This window comes from Kitasatospora sp. NPDC048298 (assembly GCF_043201465.1).
Taxonomy (GTDB): domain Bacteria; phylum Actinomycetota; class Actinomycetes; order Streptomycetales; family Streptomycetaceae; genus Kitasatospora.
Map to the genome: position 1 here is coordinate 1 of NZ_JBICYZ010000106.1, position 24306 is coordinate 24306.

Below are 24306 nucleotides of genomic sequence, written 5' to 3' on the forward strand. Positions count from 1 at the left end.
GAAGCCATGCAGACCACCCCGCCCCGGAAGCAACAAGACAAAACCCCGAGGCCAGACAGCCACACGCGCTTGACAGGCCCGGCCCCCATGGGTGCGATGATGCGCTACCGGCCAGTCGCTGCAGAACAGTCACCACCCGGCCACTCGATACCTCTGGCGACCTGATGCTTTACCCTCGGGTGGTCATCAGCCCTGGAGGGCTTGCAACCTTCGGTCCAGCCGCAGACTTGACTGACAGTCAAGTGGTCATCAGCCCTGGAGGGCTTGCAACATGCCCTGGGCGGTGCGCACCGCCGGCCGCCTCTCGTGGTCATCAGCCCTGGAGGGCTTGCAACGAGTCGGCTGCCAGGACTTCGACGTCGGCCGCGGCCGTGGTCATCAGCCCTGGAGGGCTTGCAACGTCGAAGCCGTATCGGCTGCGGCCAGGTGCTTCAGGGTGGTCATCAGCCCTGGAGGGCTTGCAACGACCTTTTCCAGGTGCTCCGGGTCGAGGGCCCTGCCGTGGTCATCAGCCCTGGAGGGCTTGCAACAGTCGCTCGTGGTCTGGCCGACGGGAGGCCCGGCCAGTGGTCATCAGCCCTGGAGGGCTTGCAACACCGGGGAGTGTGTGGCGATGGACACCGGCGACCGGGGTGGTCATCAGCCCTGGAGGGCTTGCAACCAGCCCGAGGCGGCCCAGGAACTTGGTCTCCCCCTCGGTGGTCATCAGCCCTGGAGGGCTTGCAACCCCCGGCCGACGGGAGGCGCTGACCATGGCCGCGCGGTGGTCATCAGCCCTGGAGGGCTTGCAACGCCAGCGCGTGATCGCGCTGGGCCGCATCCGCCCCGGTGGTCATCAGCCCTGGAGGGCTTGCAACCCATGAAGGTCTCCTACATCAACGCCATGGCGCAGGGTGGTCATCAGCCCTGGAGGGCTTGCAACGCAGCCGGATCGCGCTCAGCCAGGTCTACCGGGCCAGTGGTCATCAGCCCTGGAGGGCTTGGCAACCGGGCCTGCTCCCACACCGCGTGGCGGGCGTTGAGGTGGTCATCAGCCCTGGAGGGCTTGCAACATCACCTCCCCGTCCGTCACCACGGGCATGGTGTCCGTGGTCATCAGCCCTGGAGGGCTTGCAACATCTACGACTGCTGGGACGAGCAGCAGCACGTCGTGTGGTCATCAGCCCTGGAGGGCCTGCAACACCACATGGTCCCGTTGGCCAACACCTGGGTCTCCGTGTGGCCATCAGCCCTGGAGGGCTTGCAACAGCCGGAGTGGGCGACGATCCGGGTCACGGACACGCGTGGTCATCAGCCCTCGAGGGCTTGCAACGGCAGGCGCCGGTACCAGGCCGGGGCGCCGCCGCGGGTGGTCATCAGCCCTGGAGGGCGTGCAACAGCCACAGCTCCCGCTGTTCCTCGACTCCGACCTCGAGTGGTCATCAGCCCTGGAGGGTTTGCAACGGTAGGTGGCCCAGGCCACCGGTGGCTGCTCATTCGACGCAACCGACGCACCGGCGAACTCTCCTACAACCGCTGCTACTCGCCCCACCCCGTCCCGCTGTCCAAGTTGGTCAAGACGGCCGGCCGCCGCTGGACGGTCGAGGAGACCTTCCAGGCCGCCAAGGATCTGGCCGGGCTGGACGAGCACCAGGTCCGTCGCTGGGTCTCATGGCACCGCTGGACCACCCTGGCCATGCTCGCGCACGCTTTCCGTAGCCGACTACTGGTCAGAGCAGCGAGGAGAAAGTGGTGCCCGTCCTCTTCGAGTTCCGCACCGAAGCCTGGCCCGACAACGGCAAGATCGTGGTGTACGACTCCGATGCCACCGTGCCGAGCAACGAAGCTCTCGCCAGGAGCCGGCGGGATGTGGTCGCCGGGACCGGTTCCCAGATCTACGTCCACAGTCTCCAGGGCACTGCCCCCGCCGAGATCCTGGTTCGCGTGTGGGACGGCCCGGCAGCGGCCGGCAGCGACTGGGGAGCCGAGGGCGAACGCGAGGTTGAACTCGACGCACCGACAGGATGCGTGGTCATCCGCGCGTTCTCACCCGAGATCGCCGGCTGCTTCGACCTGCCACGCCCCGGCCTGTACAAGGGCCGTGTCTCCTGGAAGGGGCGCGGGGCCGCCGAGGACCAGCAGAGCAGACTGCGTGCCCAACTGGCCACCCCGGAAGGTCAACTCAACTCGGACGCCGTCTTCGCGGCCCACCACGAGACTCTGGAAACCTATCGGATCGACCTGTGGTGGACCGCCGAATCCGAGGACGACGAGGAGGACGAGTAAGGCATCACCCGGTGTGGCACCTCCGTCGCCCCGACAGAGGCACCCCACCCTGTTGACTGATTGACTCACGAACAGCCCCAGGTAGTTCAGGAGCGCCCGCTGGCAGGCCCGCCTGACCCATCCAGTCCGAGCGCTGGGGCGCTGCGCGTCGGTCCTGGCCGGCCCAGGTGGATGATGGCGCGGGTGACGAACATCAGCGACGCCCACGTGAAGGTCCACTTCCAGATGGAGGTCGACGAGGACGGCTGGCCACCGGCTAGCGTCGAGAGCCTGTGGGCCGTGGACCTCGGCGACGGAACAGCGCGCCTCGACAACACCCCCTGGTTCGTCCGTGGCATCGCGAGCGGCGATGTCATCCGCGTGAACGTCGATGACGATGGCTTGCGGTGGGCCGGGGAGACCGTGCACCCCTCGGAAAACTGCACCATCCGGTTGATCGTCCTGAAGGACGCAGGCTCTGCCGCCGCCCGGCAGACCGTGCTGGAGACCTTCTACCGGCTCGGCACCACCGGCGAGGGCATCGAGCAGTTCCGGATGGTCGCGCTGGACGTCCCGCCGGAAGCGGACCTCAAGCGGATACGCAAGCTGCTCGAACACGGCGAGGCGAAAGGCTGGTGGCACTGGGAAGAGGGATGTGTCACTGCCGCCTGGGAAACAAGTGCAGGCGTTGAGGACGAGTGAACGCGGCCCTCGACTCGGATCGGCGACCCGCTGCCCTTGTTCGAGCCCTAGACGAGCAGTTCCGGAGGGCCCGGGTGGCGGCCGACCGGGGAGTTGCGGGCCGGCCGGCCGGGTCGCACCGCTCAGGCCCAGACCTGGAACTTGTACTTGCCACTGCCCTTCGGGGACTCGATGCACCGGACCGGCTGGGTGGCACCGTTCTTCTCGGCCTCGCAGGTGGCGAGGCTGATCCCCGAACGCAGGGTGATCCAGCTCTCGGCATGCGCGGTACCCGCAGCGCCCAGGACGACACTGGCGGCGACGGCGACGCCGACGGCCGCGTGCTTGAGTTTGATCATCGTGAACTCCTCGTGGTGTGACGAAAGCCAGGCCCGGACGAACCCAATCCACGGCCCGGTCCTCGGCCGGAACCGTTCGTGGCGGAGCAGCCGGGGGCCGAGCGACTCGAACTCCACCACCCACCGGAGCGGCCGGGCAAGGAGATCAGCCGTCCCGGACACCCGTGGACAGCCGCCCGGCCGCTGACCAGCGGTGTCCGACCTGTCCGGGACAGACAGCGCAGCGGCGGCAGAGCCGGCCACCGCACCGGACCGACGACGCGAGGGCGCTCCCACGGCACCCGGCCCGGTGTGCGGACGCGTCCCGGACGGCCCGGGACACGCAAGGCCACGGACCACCGGCCCGCCGCGCCATGTCCCAGACGGGCGAGCGCCGTTGACCCGCCCCCACGCCGGTTCACAAGCTGGGAGCGCCCACCACGGCAGTCCTGCCGACGTCACGGGCCCCGATCGAGGAGCACCCCCATGAAGAACCCGAGTCGCATCGTCGTCACCGTGGCAGCCGCCCTGGCAGTAGTGACGCTGGCGGTGACGCCCGCCGCGGCCAAGACCACCGCCCTGCGCACCACCAACAACCTCGCGGGCGTCGAGTACATCAGCGAGACCGACACCTTCCGCCTCTGGGACAACCAGGCCGACGACACCACCTCTGCCAGGGTGGTCTGGAAGAAGGTGAACTCCACCCTCACCGGCACGCTCTGGCACCGCTGGCAGAGCGGCGTGAACGGTCAGTCCGCCAACCAGTCCCCGAACACCGGCATGAAGTCCGGCGACCAGTTCACCTTCCAGGTCTGCTCGCTGAACGGCAGTCAGGTCACCGAGTGCTCCGGCTGGGGCACCGCCTGGTACTAGGCATACCCACCCGGGGATCGCTGGTCATGAACGGCTCAAATCCCGATGGTTCCGCCCGCGGTGCTCCGCAAGAATCGCGGGATGAGTTCTCCGCCACCGTCCCCCGATCCAGCCCGCGCCCATAACGCGGCTCAATTCGTCGCGTTGCTGCGGGAGTTACGAGAACGGTCCGGACTCACCTACCGCGCCCTGGAGGAACGCGCCGCCGAACTCGGCGAGACGCTCCCGCGCAGCACGGTGGCCGCCAATCTGCGCCATGACCAACTGCCCAGGCCCGAAGTGCTGCGGGCGTTCCTCCTCGCCTGCGGCCACCAGGGACCTCCGGCCGCCTGGCTGGAGGCACGCGCCCGCCTGGCATCGGGCAAGGAGGAGACCGACGACACCGGTGGGGTGGGACCGAGCACCTCCGCCCCACCACCTCCGCCGGTGCCCGGCTCGCGGCGGCTGTCCCGGGGTGCAGCGCTGCTCGGGGCCCTCTTAGCCGTGCTCTGCACGGTGGCGGGAGTCCTGGCGCTCCGAAACGGCCCCGCCCGCTCCCCCGGCACCGCCGCACCCCGCGGAAGCGCCGCCCAGGATCCGCCCCCGCTCGCCGCCGGGGCGTACCGGATCCGGCCAACGGGATCGGGCCTGTGCCTCGGCGAGTCGGCCGTCCAGGACAGCGGTGGGCGGGTGACGCAGGTCGACTGCGCCGGCGCCGTGCCCACCTACGTCCTGGAGCCGGGGGCCGACGGCCTCTACACGATCCGTTCGCTCCATCCCGTTCTCGGCCACGGCTGCCTGGGAGTCGACTCCGGGCTGCTCACCGAGGGTGCCACCCTGATGAACGACTACTGCGGCCGCCGGGGCACCGCCGAACGGTTCAGGCTGCGCCCGTCGATGTACGGCTCCGGCGCCTACCTGATCCGGCCGGCCCACACCGACGCGTGCGTCACCGTCCCCGGAGGCATCGCCACCCCGGGCGCCTCGGTGCTCCAACTCCCCTGTGCCACAACGCCCACGGGCCAGACCTTCGCCCTCGAACCCGTCCCTGCCCCCGCCGGGATTTCGGACATCACCACCAATTAGGGCTCGCATTTGGGCGTGATCAATCTGTGGGTTTCACCCTTGCTGCGGGTCCTGATCCAGTAGGCCGCGTTGCGTGACGCGATCGCAACTGACCGATGTGGAGCGGGAGTTCATCGAGCCGTATTTGCCGATCGGCGAGTACAGCCGTACCCGGAGCGGCTGCGGCAGCAGTTCGAGGGGGTGATCTGGCGGTTTCGGGCGGGCGGGCGATGGCGGGAGATGCCCACGGAGTTCGACGCCTGGCCGCGGCGGACAACGGGCTGACCGCGCGGGTACGGTGCCGGGCGAGGCGGCGCCCCATGAGCATGGTCATCGACCACAGGACGGCGGCTTTGCTGCTGGCGGGCAGGGTCTCGTAGTCGCGGACCAGGCGGCATGAGCGCATCAGCCAGGCCAGGGTGCGCTCGACGACCCACTCGCACGGGAGCACGACGAACCCGCTCTGGTCGTCGCTGCGTATGGAGACAAGGCGTGATCGGCCGCGGCGGCCCTCGCCACCGGCACGGGCCGGGCGCTGGGCCGGACCGCCGTCGGCCGTCGGGTGGCAACGGGGCGGTTCACCGGCTCATGCGGTACCGACCTCCGAGGTGAAGCAGAGCCGGTCGTACTGTTCGGCGGTGACCCTGGCCAGGGCGGGAGACTCGACCCGCGCCGTGATGCGGCAAGGGGCGTCGAGGTCCACGTAGCGGTGGAACGCGGCGGACATGGTCAGCGGCAAGGCCGGCACCGGGTACCAGAGGGCCTGGGCGGCCTGCCGGGCGGCCTCCAGCAGCAGCGCGCCGGGAACGTGGTCGACCGGATGGTCGAAGTACGTGCGGTGGGTGATGTCCACCCGCAGCCACCAACTGTCGGAGTTCGGTCCCAATAAACCAGACATTTCGCTCGCTATCTGTTCCGGAACATCCACGTGTGGGATTTCGGAAAGTACCACGTCGGCCTGATCGGAGCGTCCGGCGAGGGGTGCGGGAATCCCTTCCGGGGCCGGCGGTGCGGATGCCATCGCACACACCCGATCGAAATTGGCCCCACGCAGCCGCCGGTAGATCGCGGGCGCCTGAACGGTGAACCGGGAGGTGGCCGTGGCGAGTCGGATTCCGCCCCGCAGGACGTCCACGTCCATCGTCATGCCAGCCAGCCCGGTCCTCCTGCGGACGAGGTCGGAGCAGGTCACGCGCAGTTCCAGTGCGACCGGTCCACTGCCGGCCCGCAGCAACGCCGGATCGAGGTCGTACCGGTAGTTCTCCCAGACCAGATGGCACTCGAAGGGTGTGTCGTATCCCACATGGCTGATCAGCGGGAAGAGTTGACGGACCGTCTCGGTCAGGAGTAAGGAATCGAAGCCACCGTCGGCCGATCGGTAGAATGGCCGGTCAGCGGGCCAGTGTGCGGTCACAGAGAAGGTGTCGGGTCCGGTCCGGCGCCACATCGTAAGGAAGGCCTCGTCAGGATCCAGCTTGTGGACGAGTTTTCCGGTGACGGCGTGGCAGGCGGCCGATTCCAAGAGGATTCCACTATCGGACATGGTGGTGCACTTTCCTTCTTTCGGTGCTTTTCGATTGTGCATCCGGGGTGGTGGACGGTATCGAATATATCGAACGACGGTTCGGCCTGGTGCTCTGTTTTTCTTCTGGAAGTTGGACGGGGAGGCGTCAATGGTGGGCAGACAGCAGCGTGCGGTTCGTACCCGAGAGCTGATCCTGGAAGCGGCGGCCGAGGTGTTCGACGAGTCCGGCTTCGCTGGTGGCTCGATCACGAGAATCACGGAACGCGCCGCGACGACCCCGGGGGCGATCTACTTCCACTTCAAGTCCAAGGAGGGACTGGCGCGGGCGGTGATCATGTACCAGGCGGCTCATCTGGAGGGCTTGCCCCGGAAGCCCGGCGGCCTCCAGCAGCTGGTCGACCTCACCTTCTATCTCGCCCACGAACTCCAGCGGAACGTGGTCTTCCGGGCCGGCGTGCGGCTGGCGGTCGAGCAGGGTGAGGCCGGGCTGTCCGAGTACTCGATCTACCAGGAGTGGATCGAGCGCTTCCGGGCCGAGTTGACCGCGGCCCGGGCGGCGGGCGAGCTGCTGCCCGAAGCGGAGGAGGGTGTCTTCGCCGCCGTCCTGGTGGCGGGGTTCACCGGTTCCCAGGTGATGTCGCAGATCGCGAGCGGTCGGGCGGACCTGCCGGAGCGGATCGCCAACCTCTGGCGTTGCCTGCTGCCCGGCATCGCGACGCCGGGAACGCGCGGCGCCTTGGTGCTGGACGCCGAGCAGCGCCGGGGATGGTCGTGCTGACCCGGGTCGGGCTCGCGGGAGCGACCGGCTTCATCGGCTCGGCCGTGCTGCGGGTCCTGACCGACGGCGGTGCGCGGGTGCGCGCGCTGGCCCGCCGGGTGCCGGAGGGCGACGGACGAGTGGACTGGGTGAGCTGTGACCTCACGGGCCCTGAGGCGCTGACTCGGCTGTGCGACGGTGCCGAGGTGGTGGTCCATCTGGCCTCCCGGGTTGGTGGCGGCGCGGAGGAGTGCGAGACGGTCAACGTCCGCGGGGCCGAGGCGCCGATGGCGGAGGCCGTCCGGGCCCGCATGGGCCGGATCGTCCACCTGTCCACCGCCGCGGTGTACGGGGGGAGGGGTCACACTCGGGCATTGAGGTGTGCGGCGCGCCGGCCGAACCGGTGTCGGAAGCCAGTCGGAGCAGGCTCCTCGGAGAGCGCTTCGTGCTGGACGCGGGTGGCGTCGTGCTGAGGCCCGGCTTGGTCACCGGAGTCGGTGACCGGTGGGTGGTGCCCGCGATGGGTGAACTGGTCCGTGGGGTTCCAGCGCTCTGGGGCGGTGGGTCGGCCCAGCTGTCGATGGTGGACCGCGACGATCTGGCCCGCCTGATCGGTGCTCTCGCGACCGGGGAGCACGCGGCTCCGTCCGACGTCCATCACGCGAGTCACCCCGAGCCGGTGCACGTCGGGGACCTGCTGGCGGCGTTGGCCCGATACGGAGTCCTGGTCGCGCCGACGGGACCGGACCGGCCGTGGGGAGAGTGCCTGCACCTGCTCGCGGCGAACCCCGGGCGGCTCTCGGAGCGCCAGTTCGGACTGGTGGCACGGGACCGCTGGTACCGCAGCGAGGATATCTGGCGAGTCGCCGACTGCCCCGCCGGACCGGGGCCGTTGGCTCGGATCGCGGCCCCCTGGTACCGGGGGGCTCTGGGCCCGTCCTGAGCAGGCCGCCCCCGGGTGATTGTGAGTCCCGTCACATTAAAAAAATGCGAACGTTCTGTATTCTCGCTGCCGGAGTAGGCCCGGGCGGCGGGCGGGGGGCTAGCACAACCGGAGATCCGGGACGTCATGTGGCCCTCCGGCTCGGCCGCTCGAACGTGACAGGGGGAGCAATGGGTACGTCTGAGGTCCAGGTACTGGCTGGGCCCAAGGATCGAGTTCCCGGGACCGGTCCGCGCAGGCCGGCCGCCGCCCGGGACGCCGCAACCGCGGGCAGCTGGCAGGTGCCGCCGAGGAGCGGTGGGAGCGCCCCGGCGCAGACCCCGAGTCCGGGCGGACCCTTACCGGGCCCCGGTTGCTCGATCGGACTGCTCGACGGGCTCGGCGCGCTTGCCAGACGGGCCGTGCGCGAGATCCTGCTGGTGCTGCCGAGCGCGCCGGTCGAACCTCAGCTCCGCGCCCGCCTCGAACTCCTGGGTACGGAACTGATCAGCCGTGGGGTGCGGGTCCGCGCGATCGGCCCCGAGAACCTGGATGATCCCGCCTTCGGTGGGAGCGCCGACCGGATGGCGGCCCTCGGCGTGGAATTCCTGGCGGTGAACCGGCCGCCCCTGTGGATGGCCGTCGCCGACCGGGACGCGGCGATCGTCCCGACCGACCCACTCGCCGAACAGTTCGGCTGGGTCTTCCTGCGTGGCGTGGCCCCGGTGGCCGCATGCCGCTTGCTCTTCGAGCAACTCTGGGACCAGGGGCGTGAGTTGAAGTCATCAGAGGATTCCGGGGACGACAGCGGACCGGGCCACAGGGAGCGCGAGGTCCTGCGGCTGCTGGCCGAGGGGCTGACCGACGAGGCCATTGCCGCCCGCACCGGGCTCTCCGTGCGCACCAACCGGCGGACCATCGCCGACCTGATGACCAGGCTCGGCGCCCGCAGCCGCTTCCAGGCCGGTGCCGAAGCCGCCCGGCGGACCTGGGTCTGACGGCTCGCCGGCTCCGTGGGACGGGGTCGTCCGGCCGGGGCGGAGCAGGGTGGCCCGCCCCGGCCGCGCCCCTCAGACCCCAATCCGCAGGTGGTGCGGCGGGAGTCGGGCTGATACGGGTACGGTCTCCCGCACGCCGGGCCGGCGCCGGCCCTGAACCATCTGCCGTCGGCTTCGCACGCGGTCAACGCGATGTGGACGTGGGGCGCGCTCATGACCTACAACCTCACCGCGCTGACTGACCGTCGGCACCTACCTGTGGCTTCGGGTCAGAGACCCGTTCGGGCGAGGTCCTGTTCGGCGTACCGCGCCCCCACCGCCGGCCTTAGTGCGTCGAGTCGCCCCAGCTGGGCCGGGGTGAGCGTGACGGCCGCGGCGGCCGCGTTCTCCTCGACCCGGGCGCTGCGCCTGGTCCCGGGGATCGGCGCGATGTCCTCCCCTTGGGCCAACAGCCAGGCGAGTGCGACCTGGGCCGCTGTCACCCCGGCCTCCGCGGCCACCTGCTCCACCTCGTCCACGATGCGCAGATTGGCGTCGAGGTTCGCACGGGCGAACCGAGGTGTCGTCAACCTGAAGTCTTCGGCGTCGAGTTGGTCAGCCGAGCGGATCGTCCCGGTGAGGAAGCCGCGGCCGAGCGGCGAGTAGGCGACCAGTCCGATGCCGAGCTCGCGCAGCAACGGCAGCAGTGCTGCCTCCGGATCCCTGGTCCACAGTGAGTACTCGGTCTGCACGGCCGTCACCGGGTGGACCGCGTGGGCGCGCCGGACGGTCTCCGGGCCGGCCTCGGACAGGCCGATGTGCCGTACCTTGCCCTCATGGACCAGTTCCGCGACCGCGCCGATGGTCTCCTCGATCGGGGTGTCCGGGTCGACCCGGTGCTGGTAGTACAGGTCGATCCGGTCGGTGCCCAGCCGCCTCAGTGAACCCTCCACTGCGGTACGGATGTTGGCCGGAGAGCTGTCGAGCGAGTTCGGGCCGGCGCCGCCGTGCGCGACCAGGCCGAACTTGGTGGCGAGCACCACCTCGTCGCGCCGCCCGACGATGGCCCGGCCGACCAGCTCCTCGTTCGTGAAAGGGCCGTAGATCTCCGCGGTGTCCAGGAAGTTCACCCCGAGGTCGATTGCGCGTCGGATCGTTCGTACCGATTCCGCGTCGTCCTCGCCCGCGCCGGTGTAGTAGTCGGACATCGACATCGTGCCGAGGCCTATGCGGGACACCGCGAGCGCTCCCAGAGAAACGTGTTGCATGGAGGACAAAACCATCCCTTCGTGAACGGACAACGGCGGGGCGGGTGTGACGGCCGCCCTCGCTCGGCCCTGACAGCAGCAGACAACCACAGGCGACGACCGGTCGCCAAGCCGGTCCTGATGTCCCGTCAGTCCGATCGGGGCACCCGGTGTCGGTCCCACTGGAGGGGTCAGCAGATCCGGAACGACCGGTCCCAAGCGGCTCGTGGCAGCTATCGGCCACCCGCTTGTTCGTCCCCCGTCGATCGTGTTGACTTGGAGTCGTTCAATTCCGCAGCGCCGGTCCGACGGCCGGATTCGCGGGCAGCGTCGCCCTTGCCGAACCCCGTCGACCACGCAGTGCCTGCGGAATTCCCAGAATTCTCCAATCCAGCAGAGCTGCCTGCTCCCGCCATTCCTGTGCCCGTGCCCGCGGGCGGAAGGATGCCGTGATGTCCCGCATGACGCTCGGGCCAGTTCCCGTCGATACCGATTACGAACTAGAACAGCTCACCCAGCGCATGGGAATCGAGATCCAGACCTGTGAACCCGGACGGGTGACCGGCACGATGCCCGTCACCGGCAACCGCCAGCCCATCGGCATCCTGCATGGTGGCGCCAACGCGGTGTTGGCCGAGACCCTCGGCTCGCTGGCGGCACTGGTGCACGCCGGACCGGGCGGAAGCGCGGTCGGCCTCGATCTCTCCTGCACGCACCACCGCTGGGTCTCCTCCGGCACCCTGACCGGCGAGTGCCGCCCGCTCTACGAACGGCAGTCGGTGGCCTCCTATCAGATCGCCATCACCGACGACTCCGGGCAGCGGACGTGCACCGCGCTGCTCACCTGCGTCATCCGGCGCGGCGCCGCCCGGCGCCGGGCCGGCCAGTCCCAGGACGCCACCCGACGGACGGAGAACCGATGACAACCCAGGTCGCGAACACCTCACTGGCCTCGGTCGACGACTACCTCGGCCCCGGCGACCGGCGCTTCTTCGGCCGGGGCTTCCGGCGGGTCCACTACGACCTGAGCCGGATCCGGGTCGTCCGTACCGCGGGCGGCGTGGCCGGCGCCCGTGCCGTGGTCGGGGTCCGCTACCCGGCCGACTGGTCACGCAAGGCCGTCGGCGACCTCCGGCCCCACTTCAGCACCGTCGACGGGCTGGTGCTCGCCGCCCAGCTCGCCGAACTCTGCCTGTCCGACCTGCGTGGCGACGACCTGGGCGAGGCCTGGCTGCGCGAGGTGCGGATCACGGCGGGCAGCCGCCCGCAGGAGGACCTCGACCAGCTGGAGGCGACCGCCACGCGCCGCCGCGTGGAGGCGCTCGACGATGCCCCCGGCTGGTCGGTCTCGGTGATCGACTGCAGGATCGGCACCATGCGGGTCCGCTGCGAGCTGGTCCACCGGAGCGGCAGTCCGCGTCAGGGCCAGTGGGAGTACGCGAACCCGGCCGAGGCCCTCGGGCCCGCGGCCGACCGGTACTACGGCCTCGGCTTCACCACTCGCCGTCAGCTGATCCGCGAGGTCGCGGTGGACCAGGGGGCGCTGCGCGCCACCGCCCGGCTCGGCATCGAGCAGGAGGAGCCTGCCGGTCCGGCCCCCCGCGGCCTGGAGTCGGGCCACGGTCCGTCGATCACCATGGTCGACGCCTTCGTGACCGCGCTCCAGCTGGCCCAGGTGATGCTCTACGAGATGGACGGCGTCCGCCGTCAGGACAGCGACACTCTCTGGATGCGCCAGACCGTGATGACTGCGGCCGGCCCGCACCGCCCGTACGAGGGCGGGGTGCCCGTCACCACCGCGCTCACCGAGCTGGATCTGCTCAGCCTGAACGGCGACACCTGGCGCACCATGACCGTCGTCGCCGACCTGGTCGGCATCGAGGTGCGCTCCGCCGTCACCCACCGCCTTCCCGCCGGCCATCCGTCCGCGGCCGCCGAGGCGGTGGCGCGATGACCCGCGCGGCCGTTCTGGCCGGTGTCGGTGCCACGGTTCCCCCGCGGGTGGTGACCAACGCCGAACTCGCGCAGCGGCTGGACACGTCGGACGAGTGGATCCGCACCCGCACCGGCATCGCCCAGCGGTACGTCGTCGACCCCGGTATGACCACCGGCGATCTCGCCGTCGAGGCCGGACAGCGGGCGCTCAAGAGCGCCGGAACGACCACTGTCGACCTGGTGGTGCTCGCCACCACCACCCCGGACCGGCTCTGTCCGGCCACGGCCCCCTCGGTCGCCACCCGGATCGGCCTGGTCGGCGTCCCGGCCTTCGACGTCGCGGCCGTCTGCTCCGGCTTCCTCTACGCACTGCAGGCCGGTGCGGCCGCCATCGCCGCCGGCCACGCCGAGAGCGTGCTGGTCATCGGTGCCGAGACCTTCAGCACCATCCTCGACCCCGAGGATCGCTCCACGAGGGCCATCTTCGGCGACGGCGCCGGTGCCGTGGTCCTGCGTGCCGGGCAGCCGGACGAGCCGGGCGCGGTCCGGCAGATCCGGCTCGGCAGCGACGGCAGCATGGCCGACCTGATCACCGTCCGCGGCGGCGGCGCCGAGGAACGCACCAGCGGCCGGCCGCCCCGCCCGGAGGACGCCTACTTCCGGATGGACGGGAAGTCGGTGTTCTTCACCGCCGTGCGCCGGATGACCGAGTCCTCCCTGGAGGCCCTGGCCCGGACCGGGTGGCAGGTCGCCGACGTCGACCGGATCGTCGCCCACCAGGCCAACGTCCGGATCGTCCACGCCGTCGCCGACCAACTCGGCGTTCCCACCGACCGGGCCGTCCTCAACATCGACCGGGTTGGCAACACCTCCGCCGCCTCCATCCCGCTGGCCCTCGCGGACGGTGCTCTCGACGGCCGGCTCACGCCCGGCGACCGGGTGCTCCTGACCGCCTTCGGCGGCGGTGCGACCTGGGGGGCGGCAACCCTCACCTGGCCCGCCGTCACCCCGGGCTGAGCCCGGCGGCACCACTGCGCACGACCGGCCACCACCCCCACACACGAGTACGCACGAGGAGAGACGAATGACCCGGACCGTCACCGAGATGATTATCGAGATCCTGACCACCAAGTACCAGGTGCCCGCCGAGGAGGTCTCCCCGGAGGTCGCCTTCGACGAGCTCGCGGTGGACTCGCTCACCCTGCTGGAGATGTCCCTGATCCTGGAGAAGCGCCTCGGCGTCGCCATCCAGGAGGGGGCCCTCGAAGCCGGCCAGACCGTCGGCGAAGCCGCCGAGATGATCAGCTCGCTCGGCGCGGCTGCCTGAGGCCGACCATCGTGCGCCTCGTGCTTCTCCGCCACGGTGAGACCGACCTCAACACCAGCAACCGCTTCCAAGCCCAGGCCGACACCCCGCTCAACGCCGAAGGACGGCGCCAGGCCCGGGCGGCGGCCGAGCGGCTGACGCCGGGCCGGTGGGCCGCCGTCCACGCGTCCCCGCTGGTACGGGCCGTGGAGACCGCCCGGCCCGCCGCCGAACGGCTCGGCCTGCCGCTGTCCACCCTCGACGGCCTGCGTGAGCGGCACCTGGGCACGGTCGACGGCCTGGACCGGGCCCGCTACGCCGCCGAGAACCCGGAGGCCATGCTCCGGCTGCTCACCGATCCGGACTACGGGCCGCCCGGCGGCGAGACCGGGGCCCAAGCCCACCGCCGCTTCGTCGCCGCGTTGCGCGACATCGTGGCGGCCGACCACGACGGACCCGTCCTGGTGGTCACCCACGGCGGCGTCCTGAACCTGCTGCGCGGTGGCCTTCCCGGCGGCGCGCACGGCGCGATGACGGGCAACTGCAGAGCGGTCGGCCTCGACGCCGTCCTCTCCCCTGACGGCGAGCTCCAGATCGAGGGGTGGCGTTGGGACGTCGCCCCGCACGAGTGCGAGGACGGGCCTGTCGCGGCATCCTCGCCGACCCCGAACGAAAGGACCCCGGCATGACCATCCAGATCGTCGTCACCTTCGACCTCGTCCCTGAGCGGCTCGCGCCGACCCTGGCCGCGTTCCAGGAACTGGCCCGGCACACCCGCCGCGAGGACGGCGCGCTGCGCTTCGACGTGTTCCGGTCGGAGGCCGAGGAGCACACGGTCGTCTTGGTCGAGGACTGGGCCGACCAGGAGGCCATCGACCTGCACATGAAGGAGGAGTACACCCGGGCGTTCCTCGCCGCGGTCGACGGTGCCTTCCGCGCCCCGGCTCGGGTGCACCGACTGGCCGAGATCGGCGGCTGAGCGGTGGCCGAGGAACAACCGCGTGTGCTCGTGGTGGGCGCCGGGCCGGTCGGCATGGTCCTGGCCTCCGAGCTGCTGCGCCACGGCGTCCAGGTCGAGGTGATCTCCAACGCCCGTCGGCAGAGCCCGCATTCGCGTGCCACCATCCTCTGGCCGAGGATCCTGGAGCTGCTCGACCGGGTGGGCGTCGGGGAGAAGCTGGTGGCGGCAGGCCACTACTTCGACCAAATGAACTACTACTCCAACAAGAAGATGATCGGCCTGGTCCGGTTCGACCGGTTGCGCGGCGTCGGCTACCCGTTCGCCATCACCATCCCGCAGTGGCGCACCGAGGCCGTGCTGGAGGAGCACCTCGAAGCCCTCGGCGGCACGATCCGCTACGACCACGCCTTCGTCGAGGGCACGCAGTCCGAGGACGCCGTCCACTGCGTCCTGCGCGGGCCCGACGGCGCGTCGACCTCCCGGTCGTACGACTACGTGGTGGGTGCCGACGGCTACAACAGCACCGTCCGCCCGGCGTTCGGCTTCGAGTTCGCCGGTCGGACGATGCGCACCCGCCTGGCGATCACCGACGCCGAGCTGGTCGGCGAGACCACCAGCAGCGAGGCGGCCTACTACCTCACCCGCACCGGCAACATGGTGCTCGCCCCGCTCGGCGGCGGGATCTTCCGGGTGGGTGCCAGCGTGCCGGACGGCTACCAGGGCGAGCCGGACCGGGCGTTCTTCGAGCGGCTGCTGTCCGAGCGGGTTCCCGGGGAGCGGCGGCTCGGGGAGATGAAGTTCAGCGGGGTCTTCACCGCGCACGTCCAGTCGGCGAGCACCTACCAGCGCGGCCGGGTGTTCCTGGTCGGGGACGCCGCCCACGCCATGAGCCCCTCCGGCGCCCAGGGCGTCAACACCGGTATCCAGGACGCCGTGAACCTGGGGTGGAAGCTCTCGGGCGTGCTGCGCGGCGACTACCGGCCCGGTCTGCTGGCCAGTTACGACCGGGAACGCCGGCCCGCCGTCGAGACGGTGGCCGGGCTGTCCACCCGGCTGGCCCGGATCGGCCTGTACAGCAAGCCGCACCAGGTCATCGGCCGGGACATCGCCTACCGGTTCGGATCGGCCACCCAGCTGCTGGAGCGCGTCCTGGCACCGAAGCTGGCCCAGGTCGACACCCACTACGGCCCGCGGCCCAAGCGCCGCGGCCTCGTCCCCGGCGAGCGGCTGCCGCTCGGTTGGCGGGCCTCCGCCGCCGCGCCGGTCCTCGCCGTCGACCGCTACACCGTCCTGCTCTGGCCCGGCTTGGAATACCGGTACGACCGGTGGGTCCAGCTGGTCGAGCGGCTGACCGAGGCCGTCGACCGCGCCCGGGTCACCGACCTGGGCGGCCGCCCGCCGGGCCCCGTCCTGGCCAAGCTGGGCGCGACACCGTGCGCGCTCGTGGTCCGCCCGGACGGCCACCTGGACAGAGTCGTCGAGCTCGACGACCGCGAGCTCGAGGCCGCCGTCCGCGCGGTCGACCGGGCGCTGGACGACCGCCTCCTGCAGAGTCCGGCCCGGGCCCTCGTGGCCAGCTGAACGACCGGAGAACCCGGAGAACCCGGAGAACCCGAACGGCCCGAACGGCCGTCCGCACCACCACACCGAGAGAAGAGAACCGAGATGACCGACCGCGTGACCCTCACCGACGTCGCCGACATGACCGCGGAGCAGCGCGAGGTGTACGAGAAGTTCCAGTCCAACCTGACCCGGGCGCTGCTGCTCACCAAGGGCTCCGCCGGTCCGCACCTCGCCCTGGGCGGTTCGTTCACCGTCGGCCTGCTGAGCCTGCTGGACCGCGAGGTGATCGTGCTGCGGGTGGCGAAGCTGCGCGACAGCGAGTTCGAGCGCCTGCTGCACTACCCCCTGGCCGTCAAGGCCGGACTGACCGACTCCGAGATCAAGGACATCGAGGAGGGCCGGTTCGAGGAGATGCCGCCGTCCCGCGCCGCCCTGGTCCGCTACGTCGACGACTGCATCCTGCAGCACAAGGCCGGCCACGACGCGTTCTGGGGCCTGCGCGAGCACTACTCGCAGAATGAGGTCGCCGAGGTCACCCACCTGGCCGGCCACAGCGCGATGACCGCGATGTTCCTGGCCAGCCTGGAAATCCCGCTCGACCAGGACATCGCCTCCTGGGGCCGTCTGACCGAAGTCAAGTGACCGACCGCCACTCACGAGGAGAAGCGACGTGAAGTACGCACGGCTGGGCTCGTCCGGCCTCAAGGTGTCCCGGCTGGCGCTCGGATGCATGAGCTACGGCGAGCCCGGCCGGGGCACCCACCCCTGGTCGCTGCCGGAGGAGGAGAGCCTGCCGTTCATTGCCCAGGCCCTCGACCTCGGCATCAACTTCTTCGACACGGCCAACATCTACTCGCTGGGCACCAGCGAGGAGTACCTGGGCCGCGCCCTGAAGAAGCTGACCCGGCGCGAGGACGTCGTCATCGCGACCAAGGTGTACGAGGCGATGGGCCCGGGGCCGCTCTCCGGCGGCCTGTCCCGCGGCGCCGTCATGCGTGAGCTGGACGCGAGCCTGCGCCGGCTCGGCACCGACTACATCGACCTGTACATCATCCACCGCTGGGACTACGGGACGCCGATCGAGGAGACCATGGCGGCTCTGCACGACGCCGTCACCGCGGGCAAGGTTCGCTACCTCGGCGCGTCGTCCATGCACACCTGGCAGTTCGTCAAGGCCCAGTACACCGCCGACCTGCACGGGTGGACCAGGTTCGTCAGCATGCAGAACCACTACAACCTGCTCAACCGCGAGGAGGAGCGGGAGATGATCCCGTACTGCCTCGCGGAGGGCGTCGGCGTCACCCCGTGGTCGCCGCTGGCCCGCGGCCTGCTGACCCGGGACTGGGACGCGAAGTCCGCCCGGACGGCCGGCGACCCGATCCAGGAGCGGTTCTACGGGCCGACCGAGGAGGCCGACCGGCGCGTCGCCCGGGCGGTCGCCGAGATCGCCGCCGAACGCGGAGTCCCGCGCGCCCGGATCGCGCTGGCCTGGCTGCTGGGGAGGCCCGCCGTCACCGCCCCGGTCATCGGCGCCACCGCGCCGCACCACCTGCCGGACGCGGTCGCCGCGCTCGACATCGAGCTCGACGACGCCGAAGTGGCCCGGCTGGAAGCCCCGTACGTCCCGCACGCGGTCGTCGAGTACGTCTGACCGTCCGAACCCCCACCCCCTGGACCCCCGGGACCTGGCCTCCCCCGTCGGCCGGGTCCCGGGCACCTGTCCTGCCCCCGTGCGCTCCAGCCCGAAACGAACCAGGACGGCCGGCCGCGCGGGGGCACCGCCTCGCCCCGCCCACCCAGCACGACACCGATTCGGAGACCACCATGGGGATCACAGACTTCGCCCTCGCCACCGGCAGCGGCAAGGTCACCGCCGAGCAGCTCGCCCGTGAGTCCGGCTGCGACCAGGACAAGGTGAACGAGATCCTGCCCGCGGGCCGGCTCTCGGCGCTCGGACCGGGCGAGAGCTCGTGGAGCCTCGGGCGGGACGCCGCCGCCAAGGTCCTCGCCCGCAACGGGGTCTCCCCCGAGGACATCGGCCTGGTGATCTACGCGGGCTCCAGCGAGTGGGGGACCCCGTTCTGGTCGCCGGCCGCGAAGATCGCCCAAGAGCTCGGCATCCTCCAGGCGCACTGTTACGAGGTGTCCAACTTCTGCAACGCCGCTCCCACCGCGATCCGGATCGCTGACGACCAGGTCAAGGCCGGGGCCTGCCGCTACGCGCTGGTCGTCGTGGCCGACCGGCTCAGCGAACTCGTCGACCGCCCGGGCGGCCTGGTCGAGCTCTTCAACTTCGCCGACGGTGCCGCGGCCGTTCTCGTCTCGGCCGAGAAGCCGCGCTACGAGGTGCTGGCCTCGGCCAACCGCACTGACCCGACCTTCGTCGACCTCTACTACGGCGAGGTCCGGGAGAACGAGGTGAAGGTGTTCCGCCGGGAGGGCGGCGAGGGCCTCGGCGAGGCGTTCATCACCAACTTCACCGCCCTGACCGAGCAGGTGCTCGCCGCCGTCGGCCGCGGCATGGAGGACGTGGCCTACCTGCTGGTCACCCACGGCAACCGGAACACCCAGGTCAAGCTCCTGGACACGCTCGGGCTGCCGCACGAGCGCAGCGTCTTCAACTACGAGGTCGAGGGCCACCTCGGCGGCGCCGACCCGCTGCTCGCCCTGGAGGACCTGGAGCGGGCCGGCCGGCTGGAGTCGGGCGACCTCGTGCTGCTCGCCACGGCCGGCTCCGGGTTCACCTGGGGGGTGACGGCTCTCCAGGTCGTCTGAGGCTGTCGCCGGGGCCCGCGGACCTCGGTCCGACGGTCCCGATGAGTAAGCCGCCCGGCAGCGGGAGTCCGCTGCCGGGCGGCTTACTCATCGGCGCGGGTCGGCCGATGCCGGCCCGTCAGAACCGTCGGACCGGGTCGAGGTCCACCGCGAGCAGGCGCAGCGCCGCGTCGTGCGTGCTGTCCGGCTCGGCGTGGTAGAACTTCAGAATGTTCCCGTCGCCCAGGTCGGCGGACTGGTACATCAACTCGAACTCCCCGACGCTCGGGTGGTCGAAGGTCTTCGTACCGACCGTACAGTTCGCGACCCGGTGGCTGATCCAGAGCTTGGCGAACTCCTCGCTCCTGATGCTCAGTTCGCCGATCAGCTCGGCCAACTGCGGGTCGTGCCGGTGGTTCGCGGCGATGAACCGCAGGTACGAGACATTCGACCGGGCCTCCAGCGGCCAGTCCACGTACAGGCCGCGGACGTTGTCGTCGAGGAAGTTCAGCCGGATCACGTTCGGCCGCACCGACGCGTTCTTCGGCGCGTCAAAGTCGAGGTGCGGAGCGAACAGCCGGTGGTAGAGCGAGTTCCAGCCGAGGATGTCACAGCGGTAGTTGAGCACCGCCACCGCCGCGTTCCCGAGGGAGTCGACCAGCATCCGGGTGTACGGGCTGATCTGGTCGACCCGGCGGGCCGGCAGCTCCCGCTCGGTCACCGGAGTGCCCACCTTCAGCAGGTACTCCTCCTCGTCCGGACTGAGGTCCAGTGCGCGTGCGATCGCGACCAGGATGGCCGGCGAGGCGTGTGCGGTCTGGGACTGCTCCAGCCGCGTGTAGTACGTGGGGCTCACCCCGGCGAGCGCCGCCACCTCCTCGCGCCGCAGGCCGGGCACCCGGCGCGCACCGCGCACCGCCAGCCCGATCTCCTCCGGCTGGACCCGCTCGCGCATCCGCTTGAGGTAGCTACCCAGGTCGGTGTTCACTGGTTTTTCCACGCTCCTAGTGTCACACGGGGCTGAACAGGGCTCAGGGATCCTCCGGGCCAGATCAGTCGGCGGTCGGCGCGCTGCGCCGTCCCCCCAGCGCCGCCCACAGCAGTAGGCCGACGACGATGAGCAGCCCCGCGTCCACGGTCAGCGCGAGGTGGATGCCCGACAGCTCGTCGGCCGCGCCGCCCCCGTCGCCGATGCTCGCGGCGAACACCGCGCTCAGCAGCGGGATGCCGATGGCGATGCCGACCTGCTGCGCCTGGGTGGCCATGCCGGTGGCCATGCCCTGCATCGAGGAGTCGACGGCCGAGGTGGCGATCACCATGAAGGAGAGCATCGCCAACATCGAAAAAACGCCGTTGACGAACTGCGCGACGACGACGGGGACGAGCCAGACCGAGTCGTTCGTCATCCACACCATCGGCAGCATGAATGCACCCTGGCCCGCCAGCGCGATGCCCAGCAGGATGCGCGGAGAGACCTTGCCGACGATCTTCGGGCCGATGGTGCCGCCGAGGATCTGGCCGGCGCCGACCCCGAGCAGGACCAGGCCGGCTGCCAGCGAGGAGAAGTCCAGCACGTTCTGCACGTACAGGCCGGTGAAGAAGATCATCGCGGTCTCGCCGCCGAAGATGAACAGCGCGCCGAGGTTGCTCAGGGCGATGTCCGGCAGACGCAGGATGCGCACCGGCACCAGCGCGCCCTCGGTACGACCCTCGACCACCCAGAACACGGCGAGCAGCACGGCCCCGGCCACCAGGGTGCCGATCGCTAGGGCGTCCAGGCCGGACTCGGCGGCCCGGGTGATGCCGAAGATGCCGGAGAACAGGCTGGCGGTGATCAGCAGGGCGCCCGGCAGGTCGAGGCGGTCGCGGGTCTCGGCGCGGCTCTCCTCGACAACGATCGGGACCACGATCACGGCGGCCACGGCGACCGGGATGTTGATGAAGAAGGCCCAGCGCCAGGAAAGCAGCGCGGTGAGGACGCCGCCGAGGATCGAGCCGACGGTGAAGCCGGAGCTCATCATGACGCCGTTCAGCCCGAGCGCCTTGGTGCGCATCGCGGGCTCGGTGAAGGCGGTGGTCAGCAGCGCCATCGCGGCCGGGGTGATGGCCGCGGTGGCCAGGCCCTGGAGCGTACGGGCCACCAGCAACAGCGCCGGGGAGGTGGCGATGCCGCCGATCAGCGAGGCGACCGCGAGCACCACCATGCCGGCGACGAAGATCCGACGCCGGCCGAGGTAGTCGCCGACCCGGCCGAAGACCAGGGTGCAGCCGGCCGCGCAGAGCGCGAACATCGTGGTGATCCACTGCAGGTTCCCGGCCGTGAAGCCGAGGTCCACACCGACCCGGGGCAGCGTCACGTTCAGGATCGAGAAGTCGGCCGCCATCATGAACTGGGAGGCCAGCAGCACCACCAGGGCGGTGAGCTGGCGGCCGGTCATGTGGACGGAGGCTGACGGAGCCGTCGTGACGGCGGTATCGGTTGTCATGGTCCCAGCCTGGTACGACCGGTGCTGACCAGCCAGAACCCGGCTGTGCCTACCCCCGGCCTGCCTACCACTGGCAGTGCCAGGCTGGGCCCGGCTCCTGAGTCGAGTTCGGCGAGGCGGTCGGCGGCGCCCCCATGCCACTCAATCATGAACGGGTGGCGTCGTCGCTGGTGCGCCCTCTGCGTTCCCTACGCCGGTCATCCCGCGCCACGCGCCGGGCATGCCGGTAGGCGCCGATGGCGATGGCCGCCATCGCGGCGGCGTCCAGACCGTAACCCATCACTTCGATCACGGCCATGTGCAGGATGTTGTCGTTGAGGGCGTAGTCGAAGCCTTCGCCGGCGACGTGACCGCCGCAGCAGCCCGGCCGCACCACCCCGACGGCCCCGCCCGAGCCCGTGTCGCGCCCGCCGTCATTCATCAACCGTGATGGAACGGCGCTGGTATGCCTCAGACCTGAAAGACGATCAGTGAAAGCTCATCGAGCCCATGCTGGTGGAGTGGCGACGCCCCGCGCCGAAGGGCGTGAGCCCACGACCGGGCTGCGCGAGGCGGTGAACGCGATCCCCTACGTCGCACGGACCGGGATCGCGTGGCGATATCTGCCGCACGACTTCCCGCCCCCACACCACCGTCTACGGCTACTTCAAGGAGTGGGAACGCGACGCCGACCAGCGGGGACCAGCGGGCCGAGCCAGCCTCGCCGAGCCTCGGCCTCCGCTAGCCTGCTTCAGGTGACGGAAGCGATGGACGACGTCTCGTGCGGCTCGCGCTACAGCATCATCGAGGAGGACCTGGTGGTCCTCGGTGAGTCCTTCGGGCTCGGTGAGATCCAGGCGTGCCACTTCCTGCCCAACGGCCTCATGAACGGGAATTGGCGGCTGGAAACGCCCGAGGGCGCGTTCGCCCTGAAGCGGATCATGGACGTGCCGCTGCCGCTCGCCCGCCGGGACCTGGCGGTCCTGGCGGAGCTGGCAGATGCCGGAGTCCCGGTCGGGCGACCGATGGCCACCTCCTCCGGCCAGACCGTGGCGGAGGTCGCAGGCCGCGACTACTGCCTGATTCCCTGGCTGGAAGGCGGCCACCGGCCCGGGACGGAGCTCACTCTGGACCAGGCGGCGGACCTCGGTGTCCTGCTCGGCCAGATCCACCGAAACCTGAACGACGAGCGGACTGCCCGCCTGCTGCCGCCGGCATCGGAGCTGTTGGCCGCCCCGGTGACCACCCCGCATGCGGCGCGCACCGACGCGGACCGCTTCCTCGCGCTGATCGCCGCCCTGGAGAGCCCGACGGCTTTCGACACCGAGGCGGCCCAGGCACTGGGCGAACGCAAGGTACTGCTCGACAAGTACGCCCACTTTCGCCCTGGCACCGCGGTGGCGGCCGGGCCGGTGGGCTGGACGCACGGTGACGTGCAGCACCGCAACGTGCTGTGGCGCGACGGCGAGATCGTCGGGGTGCTCGACTGGGACCGCATCCGCGTGCGCCCGTTCGGCGAGGAGGTCGCCCGTACGGCCACCGTGCAGTTCGGCGGCGAGGACGGCTTCCTCGAACTGGAGCGGACCTCCGCGTTCGTAGCCGGCTACCGGTCGGTGGTGCCGATCCCGGTGCCGGCCCTGGCGGACGCGGTGGAGCGGCTGTGGTGGAAGCGCATGTCCGGCTACTGGCAGCTGGTCTTCCACTACGACCGCGACGACCACTCCTGCGACCACCTGTTCCTGCCCGCCGAGCGGTTCCTGGCCTGGTGGACCGAGCGGCGCGAGATGGTGCAGGAGGCGTTCGCGGCTATGCCGTGACCGTGCGGACCAGCACGGTGGCGAGGGCATCGGCGACCTGCTCCATGTAGTTCGGCGCGGGGATCTGCGGCACCTTGACGCATCGCCTTGTGGAAGTTGGGTAGCTCCTCGCGGATCGGCGGCCGGTAGGGGCTGTGGGCCAGGTGCGGCCAGTTCGGGACGCTGGAAGAGCAGTGCCTGCGTCCAGTCCTCGTACAGGGAGCGGACGGGAACCCCGGCGGCCTTGCACCGCTTGCTCAGCTCGGCCGGGTCCGGCACGCGGATGCTGATCGTCAGTGGGTGCGCCAAAACTGGCATGCCCGAGGGATTCTTGCCCGAGTTTGCACGGACGCCTCTTCGACGGCTTCCGTCACGCTCGAGGGAGTAGCTTTAAGTCCCGAGGCCGCAACCCACGGTGGGGTTGCCCTGGCCGGTGTCGTTACCACCGACCAGGGCGAGAAGGCCGATCAACCAGGAGTGCTCGCCATGCTTGACCGACCCGTTTGGGATCGAGCGATGATCCTCTCGATGGCGCCCCACGCTAGCAGGGCAGTGCGGCCCGCCGTGGGACCCCGACTGCTCGCCGCGGTCTTCACCGTGCGCTTGAACGCGCTGTTGACGATCCCTGTATTGGCCTGGGCGGTGACCACCGATGGGCCCATCGGATGGGAGCGGGCCGCGCTGGTCCTGGCGCTGCTGCGGATGTCACAGGACACGCAGGTCAGCGGATCACTGCTCGGCCTTCACTGACTCAGGTGGGCTGAGTTCCGCTTAGCAGGCCGGACATCAGCACGAACTTCTGCGGGCGGGCGGGGCGCCCCGACATACCGCGCACCGGCCCCCGCCGGATTAGCGTTAAACCCTACTAGCCCATCAGCCCGTCCCGGTTTTAGGCGGGGGGGGCCCGGTGGGCCCACC

Annotated in this window: 25 protein-coding genes, 4 pseudogenes and 1 CRISPR repeat array; of the genes and pseudogenes, 23 read left to right on the forward strand and 6 right to left on the reverse strand. The window is 70.5% G+C overall.

Annotation, left to right across the window (positions count from 1 at the left end; translation table 11 throughout):
- Positions 1 to 179 precede the first annotated feature (179 nt).
- A CRISPR array of direct repeats spans positions 180 to 1443; the repeat unit is 29 nt; unit sequence GTGGTCATCAGCCCTGGAGGGCTTGCAAC.
- Positions 1444 to 1453: 10 nt separating this feature from the next.
- The 3 genes and pseudogenes from ACGF0D_RS41380 to ACGF0D_RS41390 form a co-directional block, all read left to right on the forward strand.
- Positions 1454 to 1759, forward strand: a pseudogene (locus ACGF0D_RS41380) (IS701 family transposase); the annotation flags it as partial.
- Positions 1732 to 2265, forward strand: a complete 534-nt coding sequence (locus ACGF0D_RS41385; protein WP_392925420.1) for a hypothetical protein — start codon at positions 1732 to 1734, stop codon at positions 2263 to 2265. The pseudogene ACGF0D_RS41380 and the gene ACGF0D_RS41385, both read left to right, overlap by 28 nt.
- 174 nt (positions 2266 to 2439) lie before the next feature.
- Positions 2440 to 2946 (forward strand): DUF4265 domain-containing protein, encoded by a 507-nt coding sequence (locus ACGF0D_RS41390; RefSeq protein WP_392925422.1) that lies wholly within the window; start codon positions 2440 to 2442, stop codon positions 2944 to 2946.
- A 122-nt stretch (positions 2947 to 3068) separates the two neighbouring features.
- Here ACGF0D_RS41390 and ACGF0D_RS41395 read toward each other — a convergent pair whose 3' ends face one another.
- A complete protein-coding gene (locus tag ACGF0D_RS41395; RefSeq protein ID WP_392925424.1) occupies positions 3069 to 3284 on the reverse strand; it encodes a hypothetical protein in 216 nt (71 codons plus the stop codon).
- Between the two features lie 465 nt (positions 3285 to 3749).
- Between ACGF0D_RS41395 and ACGF0D_RS41400 the strand changes: the two genes are divergently transcribed.
- From ACGF0D_RS41400 to ACGF0D_RS41410, 3 genes and pseudogenes are all read left to right on the forward strand, one after another.
- Positions 3750 to 4136: a hypothetical protein gene (locus ACGF0D_RS41400; RefSeq protein WP_392925426.1), complete on the forward strand. Its 387-nt coding sequence runs from the start codon at positions 3750 to 3752 to the stop codon at positions 4134 to 4136.
- A gap of 144 nt (positions 4137 to 4280) precedes the next feature.
- Positions 4281 to 5201 (forward strand): RICIN domain-containing protein, encoded by a 921-nt coding sequence (locus ACGF0D_RS41405; RefSeq protein ID WP_392925427.1) that lies wholly within the window; start codon positions 4281 to 4283, stop codon positions 5199 to 5201.
- A gap of 73 nt (positions 5202 to 5274) precedes the next feature.
- Positions 5275 to 5444, forward strand: a pseudogene (locus ACGF0D_RS41410) (transposase); the annotation flags it as partial.
- Between the two features lie 322 nt (positions 5445 to 5766).
- Here ACGF0D_RS41410 and ACGF0D_RS41415 read toward each other — a convergent pair.
- Positions 5767 to 6723: a ScbA/BarX family gamma-butyrolactone biosynthesis protein gene (locus ACGF0D_RS41415; RefSeq protein WP_392925429.1), complete on the reverse strand. Its 957-nt coding sequence runs from the start codon at positions 6721 to 6723 to the stop codon at positions 5767 to 5769.
- 130 nt (positions 6724 to 6853) lie between these two features.
- On the opposite strand from ACGF0D_RS41415, the gene ACGF0D_RS41420 reads away from it, so the two are divergent.
- The 4 genes from ACGF0D_RS41420 to ACGF0D_RS41435 all read left to right on the forward strand — a co-directional run bounded on the left by ACGF0D_RS41420 (position 6854) and on the right by ACGF0D_RS41435 (position 9382).
- Positions 6854 to 7483: a ScbR family autoregulator-binding transcription factor gene (locus tag ACGF0D_RS41420; protein WP_392925431.1), complete on the forward strand. Its 630-nt coding sequence runs from the start codon at positions 6854 to 6856 to the stop codon at positions 7481 to 7483.
- Positions 7471 to 7935: an NAD-dependent epimerase/dehydratase family protein gene (locus ACGF0D_RS41425; RefSeq protein WP_392925433.1), complete on the forward strand. Its 465-nt coding sequence runs from the start codon at positions 7471 to 7473 to the stop codon at positions 7933 to 7935. The genes ACGF0D_RS41420 and ACGF0D_RS41425 overlap by 13 nt, the downstream gene beginning before the upstream one ends.
- A gap of 47 nt (positions 7936 to 7982) precedes the next feature.
- Positions 7983 to 8405: a hypothetical protein gene (locus ACGF0D_RS41430; RefSeq protein WP_392925434.1), complete on the forward strand. Its 423-nt coding sequence runs from the start codon at positions 7983 to 7985 to the stop codon at positions 8403 to 8405.
- A gap of 401 nt (positions 8406 to 8806) precedes the next feature.
- Positions 8807 to 9382, forward strand: a complete 576-nt coding sequence (locus ACGF0D_RS41435; protein ID WP_392925435.1) for a LuxR C-terminal-related transcriptional regulator — start codon at positions 8807 to 8809, stop codon at positions 9380 to 9382.
- A 269-nt stretch (positions 9383 to 9651) separates the two neighbouring features.
- Here the strand turns inward: ACGF0D_RS41435 and ACGF0D_RS41440 are convergent, their stop codons facing one another.
- A complete protein-coding gene (locus tag ACGF0D_RS41440) occupies positions 9652 to 10629 on the reverse strand; it encodes an aldo/keto reductase (RefSeq protein ID WP_392925437.1) in 978 nt (325 codons plus the stop codon).
- A 500-nt stretch (positions 10630 to 11129) separates the two neighbouring features.
- Between ACGF0D_RS41440 and ACGF0D_RS41445 the strand changes: the two genes are divergently transcribed.
- From ACGF0D_RS41445 to ACGF0D_RS41490, 10 genes are all read left to right on the forward strand, one after another.
- Positions 11130 to 11531 carry a PaaI family thioesterase gene (locus tag ACGF0D_RS41445; protein ID WP_392925439.1) on the forward strand — a complete coding sequence of 134 codons (402 nt, stop codon included), beginning with the start codon at positions 11130 to 11132 and terminating at the stop codon, positions 11529 to 11531.
- Positions 11528 to 12562 carry an AvrD family protein gene (locus ACGF0D_RS41450; RefSeq protein ID WP_392925441.1) on the forward strand — a complete coding sequence of 345 codons (1035 nt, stop codon included), beginning with the start codon at positions 11528 to 11530 and terminating at the stop codon, positions 12560 to 12562. The genes ACGF0D_RS41445 and ACGF0D_RS41450 overlap by 4 nt, the downstream gene beginning before the upstream one ends.
- Positions 12559 to 13560 (forward strand): beta-ketoacyl-ACP synthase III, encoded by a 1002-nt coding sequence (locus ACGF0D_RS41455; protein ID WP_392925443.1) that lies wholly within the window; start codon positions 12559 to 12561, stop codon positions 13558 to 13560. The genes ACGF0D_RS41450 and ACGF0D_RS41455 overlap by 4 nt, the downstream gene beginning before the upstream one ends.
- A 67-nt stretch (positions 13561 to 13627) precedes the next feature.
- Positions 13628 to 13870, forward strand: a complete 243-nt coding sequence (locus ACGF0D_RS41460; protein WP_392925445.1) for an acyl carrier protein — start codon at positions 13628 to 13630, stop codon at positions 13868 to 13870.
- A 20-nt stretch (positions 13871 to 13890) separates the two neighbouring features.
- Positions 13891 to 14538 (forward strand): histidine phosphatase family protein, encoded by a 648-nt coding sequence (locus ACGF0D_RS41465; RefSeq protein WP_392925446.1) that lies wholly within the window; start codon positions 13891 to 13893, stop codon positions 14536 to 14538.
- Positions 14535 to 14828: a putative quinol monooxygenase gene (locus tag ACGF0D_RS41470; protein WP_392925448.1), complete on the forward strand. Its 294-nt coding sequence runs from the start codon at positions 14535 to 14537 to the stop codon at positions 14826 to 14828. Before ACGF0D_RS41465 ends, ACGF0D_RS41470 begins: the two co-directional genes overlap by 4 nt.
- Before the next feature lie 24 nt (positions 14829 to 14852).
- Complete coding sequence (locus ACGF0D_RS41475; RefSeq protein WP_392925450.1) at positions 14853 to 16391, forward strand: FAD-dependent monooxygenase; 1539 nt, start codon at positions 14853 to 14855, stop codon at positions 16389 to 16391.
- Between the two features lie 84 nt (positions 16392 to 16475).
- Positions 16476 to 17015 (forward strand): carboxymuconolactone decarboxylase family protein, encoded by a 540-nt coding sequence (locus ACGF0D_RS41480; RefSeq protein ID WP_392925451.1) that lies wholly within the window; start codon positions 16476 to 16478, stop codon positions 17013 to 17015.
- A gap of 28 nt (positions 17016 to 17043) precedes the next feature.
- Entirely contained in the window at positions 17044 to 18024 is a 981-nt protein-coding gene (locus ACGF0D_RS41485) for an aldo/keto reductase (RefSeq protein WP_392925453.1), read from the forward strand.
- A gap of 173 nt (positions 18025 to 18197) precedes the next feature.
- Positions 18198 to 19148: a 3-oxoacyl-ACP synthase III family protein gene (locus ACGF0D_RS41490; protein ID WP_392925455.1), complete on the forward strand. Its 951-nt coding sequence runs from the start codon at positions 18198 to 18200 to the stop codon at positions 19146 to 19148.
- Between the two features lie 118 nt (positions 19149 to 19266).
- Here ACGF0D_RS41490 and ACGF0D_RS41495 read toward each other — a convergent pair whose 3' ends face one another.
- The 3 genes and pseudogenes from ACGF0D_RS41495 to ACGF0D_RS41505 form a co-directional block, all read right to left on the reverse strand.
- Complete coding sequence (locus tag ACGF0D_RS41495) at positions 19267 to 20127, reverse strand: helix-turn-helix domain-containing protein (RefSeq protein ID WP_392925456.1); 861 nt, start codon at positions 20125 to 20127, stop codon at positions 19267 to 19269.
- A 52-nt stretch (positions 20128 to 20179) separates the two neighbouring features.
- Positions 20180 to 21613 carry an MFS transporter gene (locus tag ACGF0D_RS41500; RefSeq protein WP_392925458.1) on the reverse strand — a complete coding sequence of 478 codons (1434 nt, stop codon included), beginning with the start codon at positions 21611 to 21613 and terminating at the stop codon, positions 20180 to 20182.
- A gap of 208 nt (positions 21614 to 21821) precedes the next feature.
- Positions 21822 to 21959 (reverse strand): annotated as a pseudogene (locus tag ACGF0D_RS41505) (serine/threonine-protein phosphatase); the annotation flags it as partial.
- Between the two features lie 154 nt (positions 21960 to 22113).
- Between ACGF0D_RS41505 and ACGF0D_RS41510 the strand changes: the two are divergent.
- The 3 genes and pseudogenes from ACGF0D_RS41510 to ACGF0D_RS41520 all read left to right on the forward strand — a co-directional run.
- Positions 22114 to 22230: pseudogene (locus ACGF0D_RS41510) on the forward strand (transposase); the annotation flags it as partial.
- A 117-nt stretch (positions 22231 to 22347) separates the two neighbouring features.
- Positions 22348 to 23409: a homoserine kinase gene (locus ACGF0D_RS41515; protein ID WP_392925461.1), complete on the forward strand. Its 1062-nt coding sequence runs from the start codon at positions 22348 to 22350 to the stop codon at positions 23407 to 23409.
- A gap of 495 nt (positions 23410 to 23904) precedes the next feature.
- Positions 23905 to 24138, forward strand: coding sequence for a hypothetical protein (locus ACGF0D_RS41520; protein WP_392925459.1), 234 nt, complete (start codon positions 23905 to 23907; stop codon positions 24136 to 24138).
- The last annotated feature ends 168 nt before the right edge of the window (positions 24139 to 24306 follow it).

What these genes read in the sequence shown, in the direction of transcription:
- ACGF0D_RS41390 (WP_392925422.1), top strand. Translation starts at nt 2,440, where the DNA reads ATGGCGCGGGTGACGAACATCAGCGACGCCCACGTGAAGGTCCACTTC.
- ACGF0D_RS41395 (WP_392925424.1), bottom strand. Translation starts at nt 3,284, where the DNA reads ATGATCAAACTCAAGCACGCGGCCGTCGGCGTCGCCGTCGCCGCCAGT.
- ACGF0D_RS41400 (WP_392925426.1), top strand. Translation starts at nt 3,750, where the DNA reads ATGAAGAACCCGAGTCGCATCGTCGTCACCGTGGCAGCCGCCCTGGCA.
- ACGF0D_RS41415 (WP_392925429.1), bottom strand. Translation starts at nt 6,723, where the DNA reads ATGTCCGATAGTGGAATCCTCTTGGAATCGGCCGCCTGCCACGCCGTC.
- ACGF0D_RS41420 (WP_392925431.1), top strand. Translation starts at nt 6,854, where the DNA reads ATGGTGGGCAGACAGCAGCGTGCGGTTCGTACCCGAGAGCTGATCCTG.
- ACGF0D_RS41425 (WP_392925433.1), top strand. Translation starts at nt 7,471, where the DNA reads ATGGTCGTGCTGACCCGGGTCGGGCTCGCGGGAGCGACCGGCTTCATC.
- ACGF0D_RS41430 (WP_392925434.1), top strand. Translation starts at nt 7,983, where the DNA reads ATGGGTGAACTGGTCCGTGGGGTTCCAGCGCTCTGGGGCGGTGGGTCG.
- ACGF0D_RS41440 (WP_392925437.1), bottom strand. Translation starts at nt 10,629, where the DNA reads ATGCAACACGTTTCTCTGGGAGCGCTCGCGGTGTCCCGCATAGGCCTC.
- ACGF0D_RS41445 (WP_392925439.1), top strand. Translation starts at nt 11,130, where the DNA reads ATGGGAATCGAGATCCAGACCTGTGAACCCGGACGGGTGACCGGCACG.
- ACGF0D_RS41450 (WP_392925441.1), top strand. Translation starts at nt 11,528, where the DNA reads ATGACAACCCAGGTCGCGAACACCTCACTGGCCTCGGTCGACGACTAC.
- ACGF0D_RS41455 (WP_392925443.1), top strand. Translation starts at nt 12,559, where the DNA reads ATGACCCGCGCGGCCGTTCTGGCCGGTGTCGGTGCCACGGTTCCCCCG.
- ACGF0D_RS41460 (WP_392925445.1), top strand. Translation starts at nt 13,628, where the DNA reads ATGACCCGGACCGTCACCGAGATGATTATCGAGATCCTGACCACCAAG.
- ACGF0D_RS41470 (WP_392925448.1), top strand. Translation starts at nt 14,535, where the DNA reads ATGACCATCCAGATCGTCGTCACCTTCGACCTCGTCCCTGAGCGGCTC.
- ACGF0D_RS41480 (WP_392925451.1), top strand. Translation starts at nt 16,476, where the DNA reads ATGACCGACCGCGTGACCCTCACCGACGTCGCCGACATGACCGCGGAG.
- ACGF0D_RS41490 (WP_392925455.1), top strand. Translation starts at nt 18,198, where the DNA reads ATGGGGATCACAGACTTCGCCCTCGCCACCGGCAGCGGCAAGGTCACC.
- ACGF0D_RS41500 (WP_392925458.1), bottom strand. Translation starts at nt 21,613, where the DNA reads ATGACAACCGATACCGCCGTCACGACGGCTCCGTCAGCCTCCGTCCAC.
- ACGF0D_RS41520 (WP_392925459.1), top strand. Translation starts at nt 23,905, where the DNA reads ATGATCCTCTCGATGGCGCCCCACGCTAGCAGGGCAGTGCGGCCCGCC.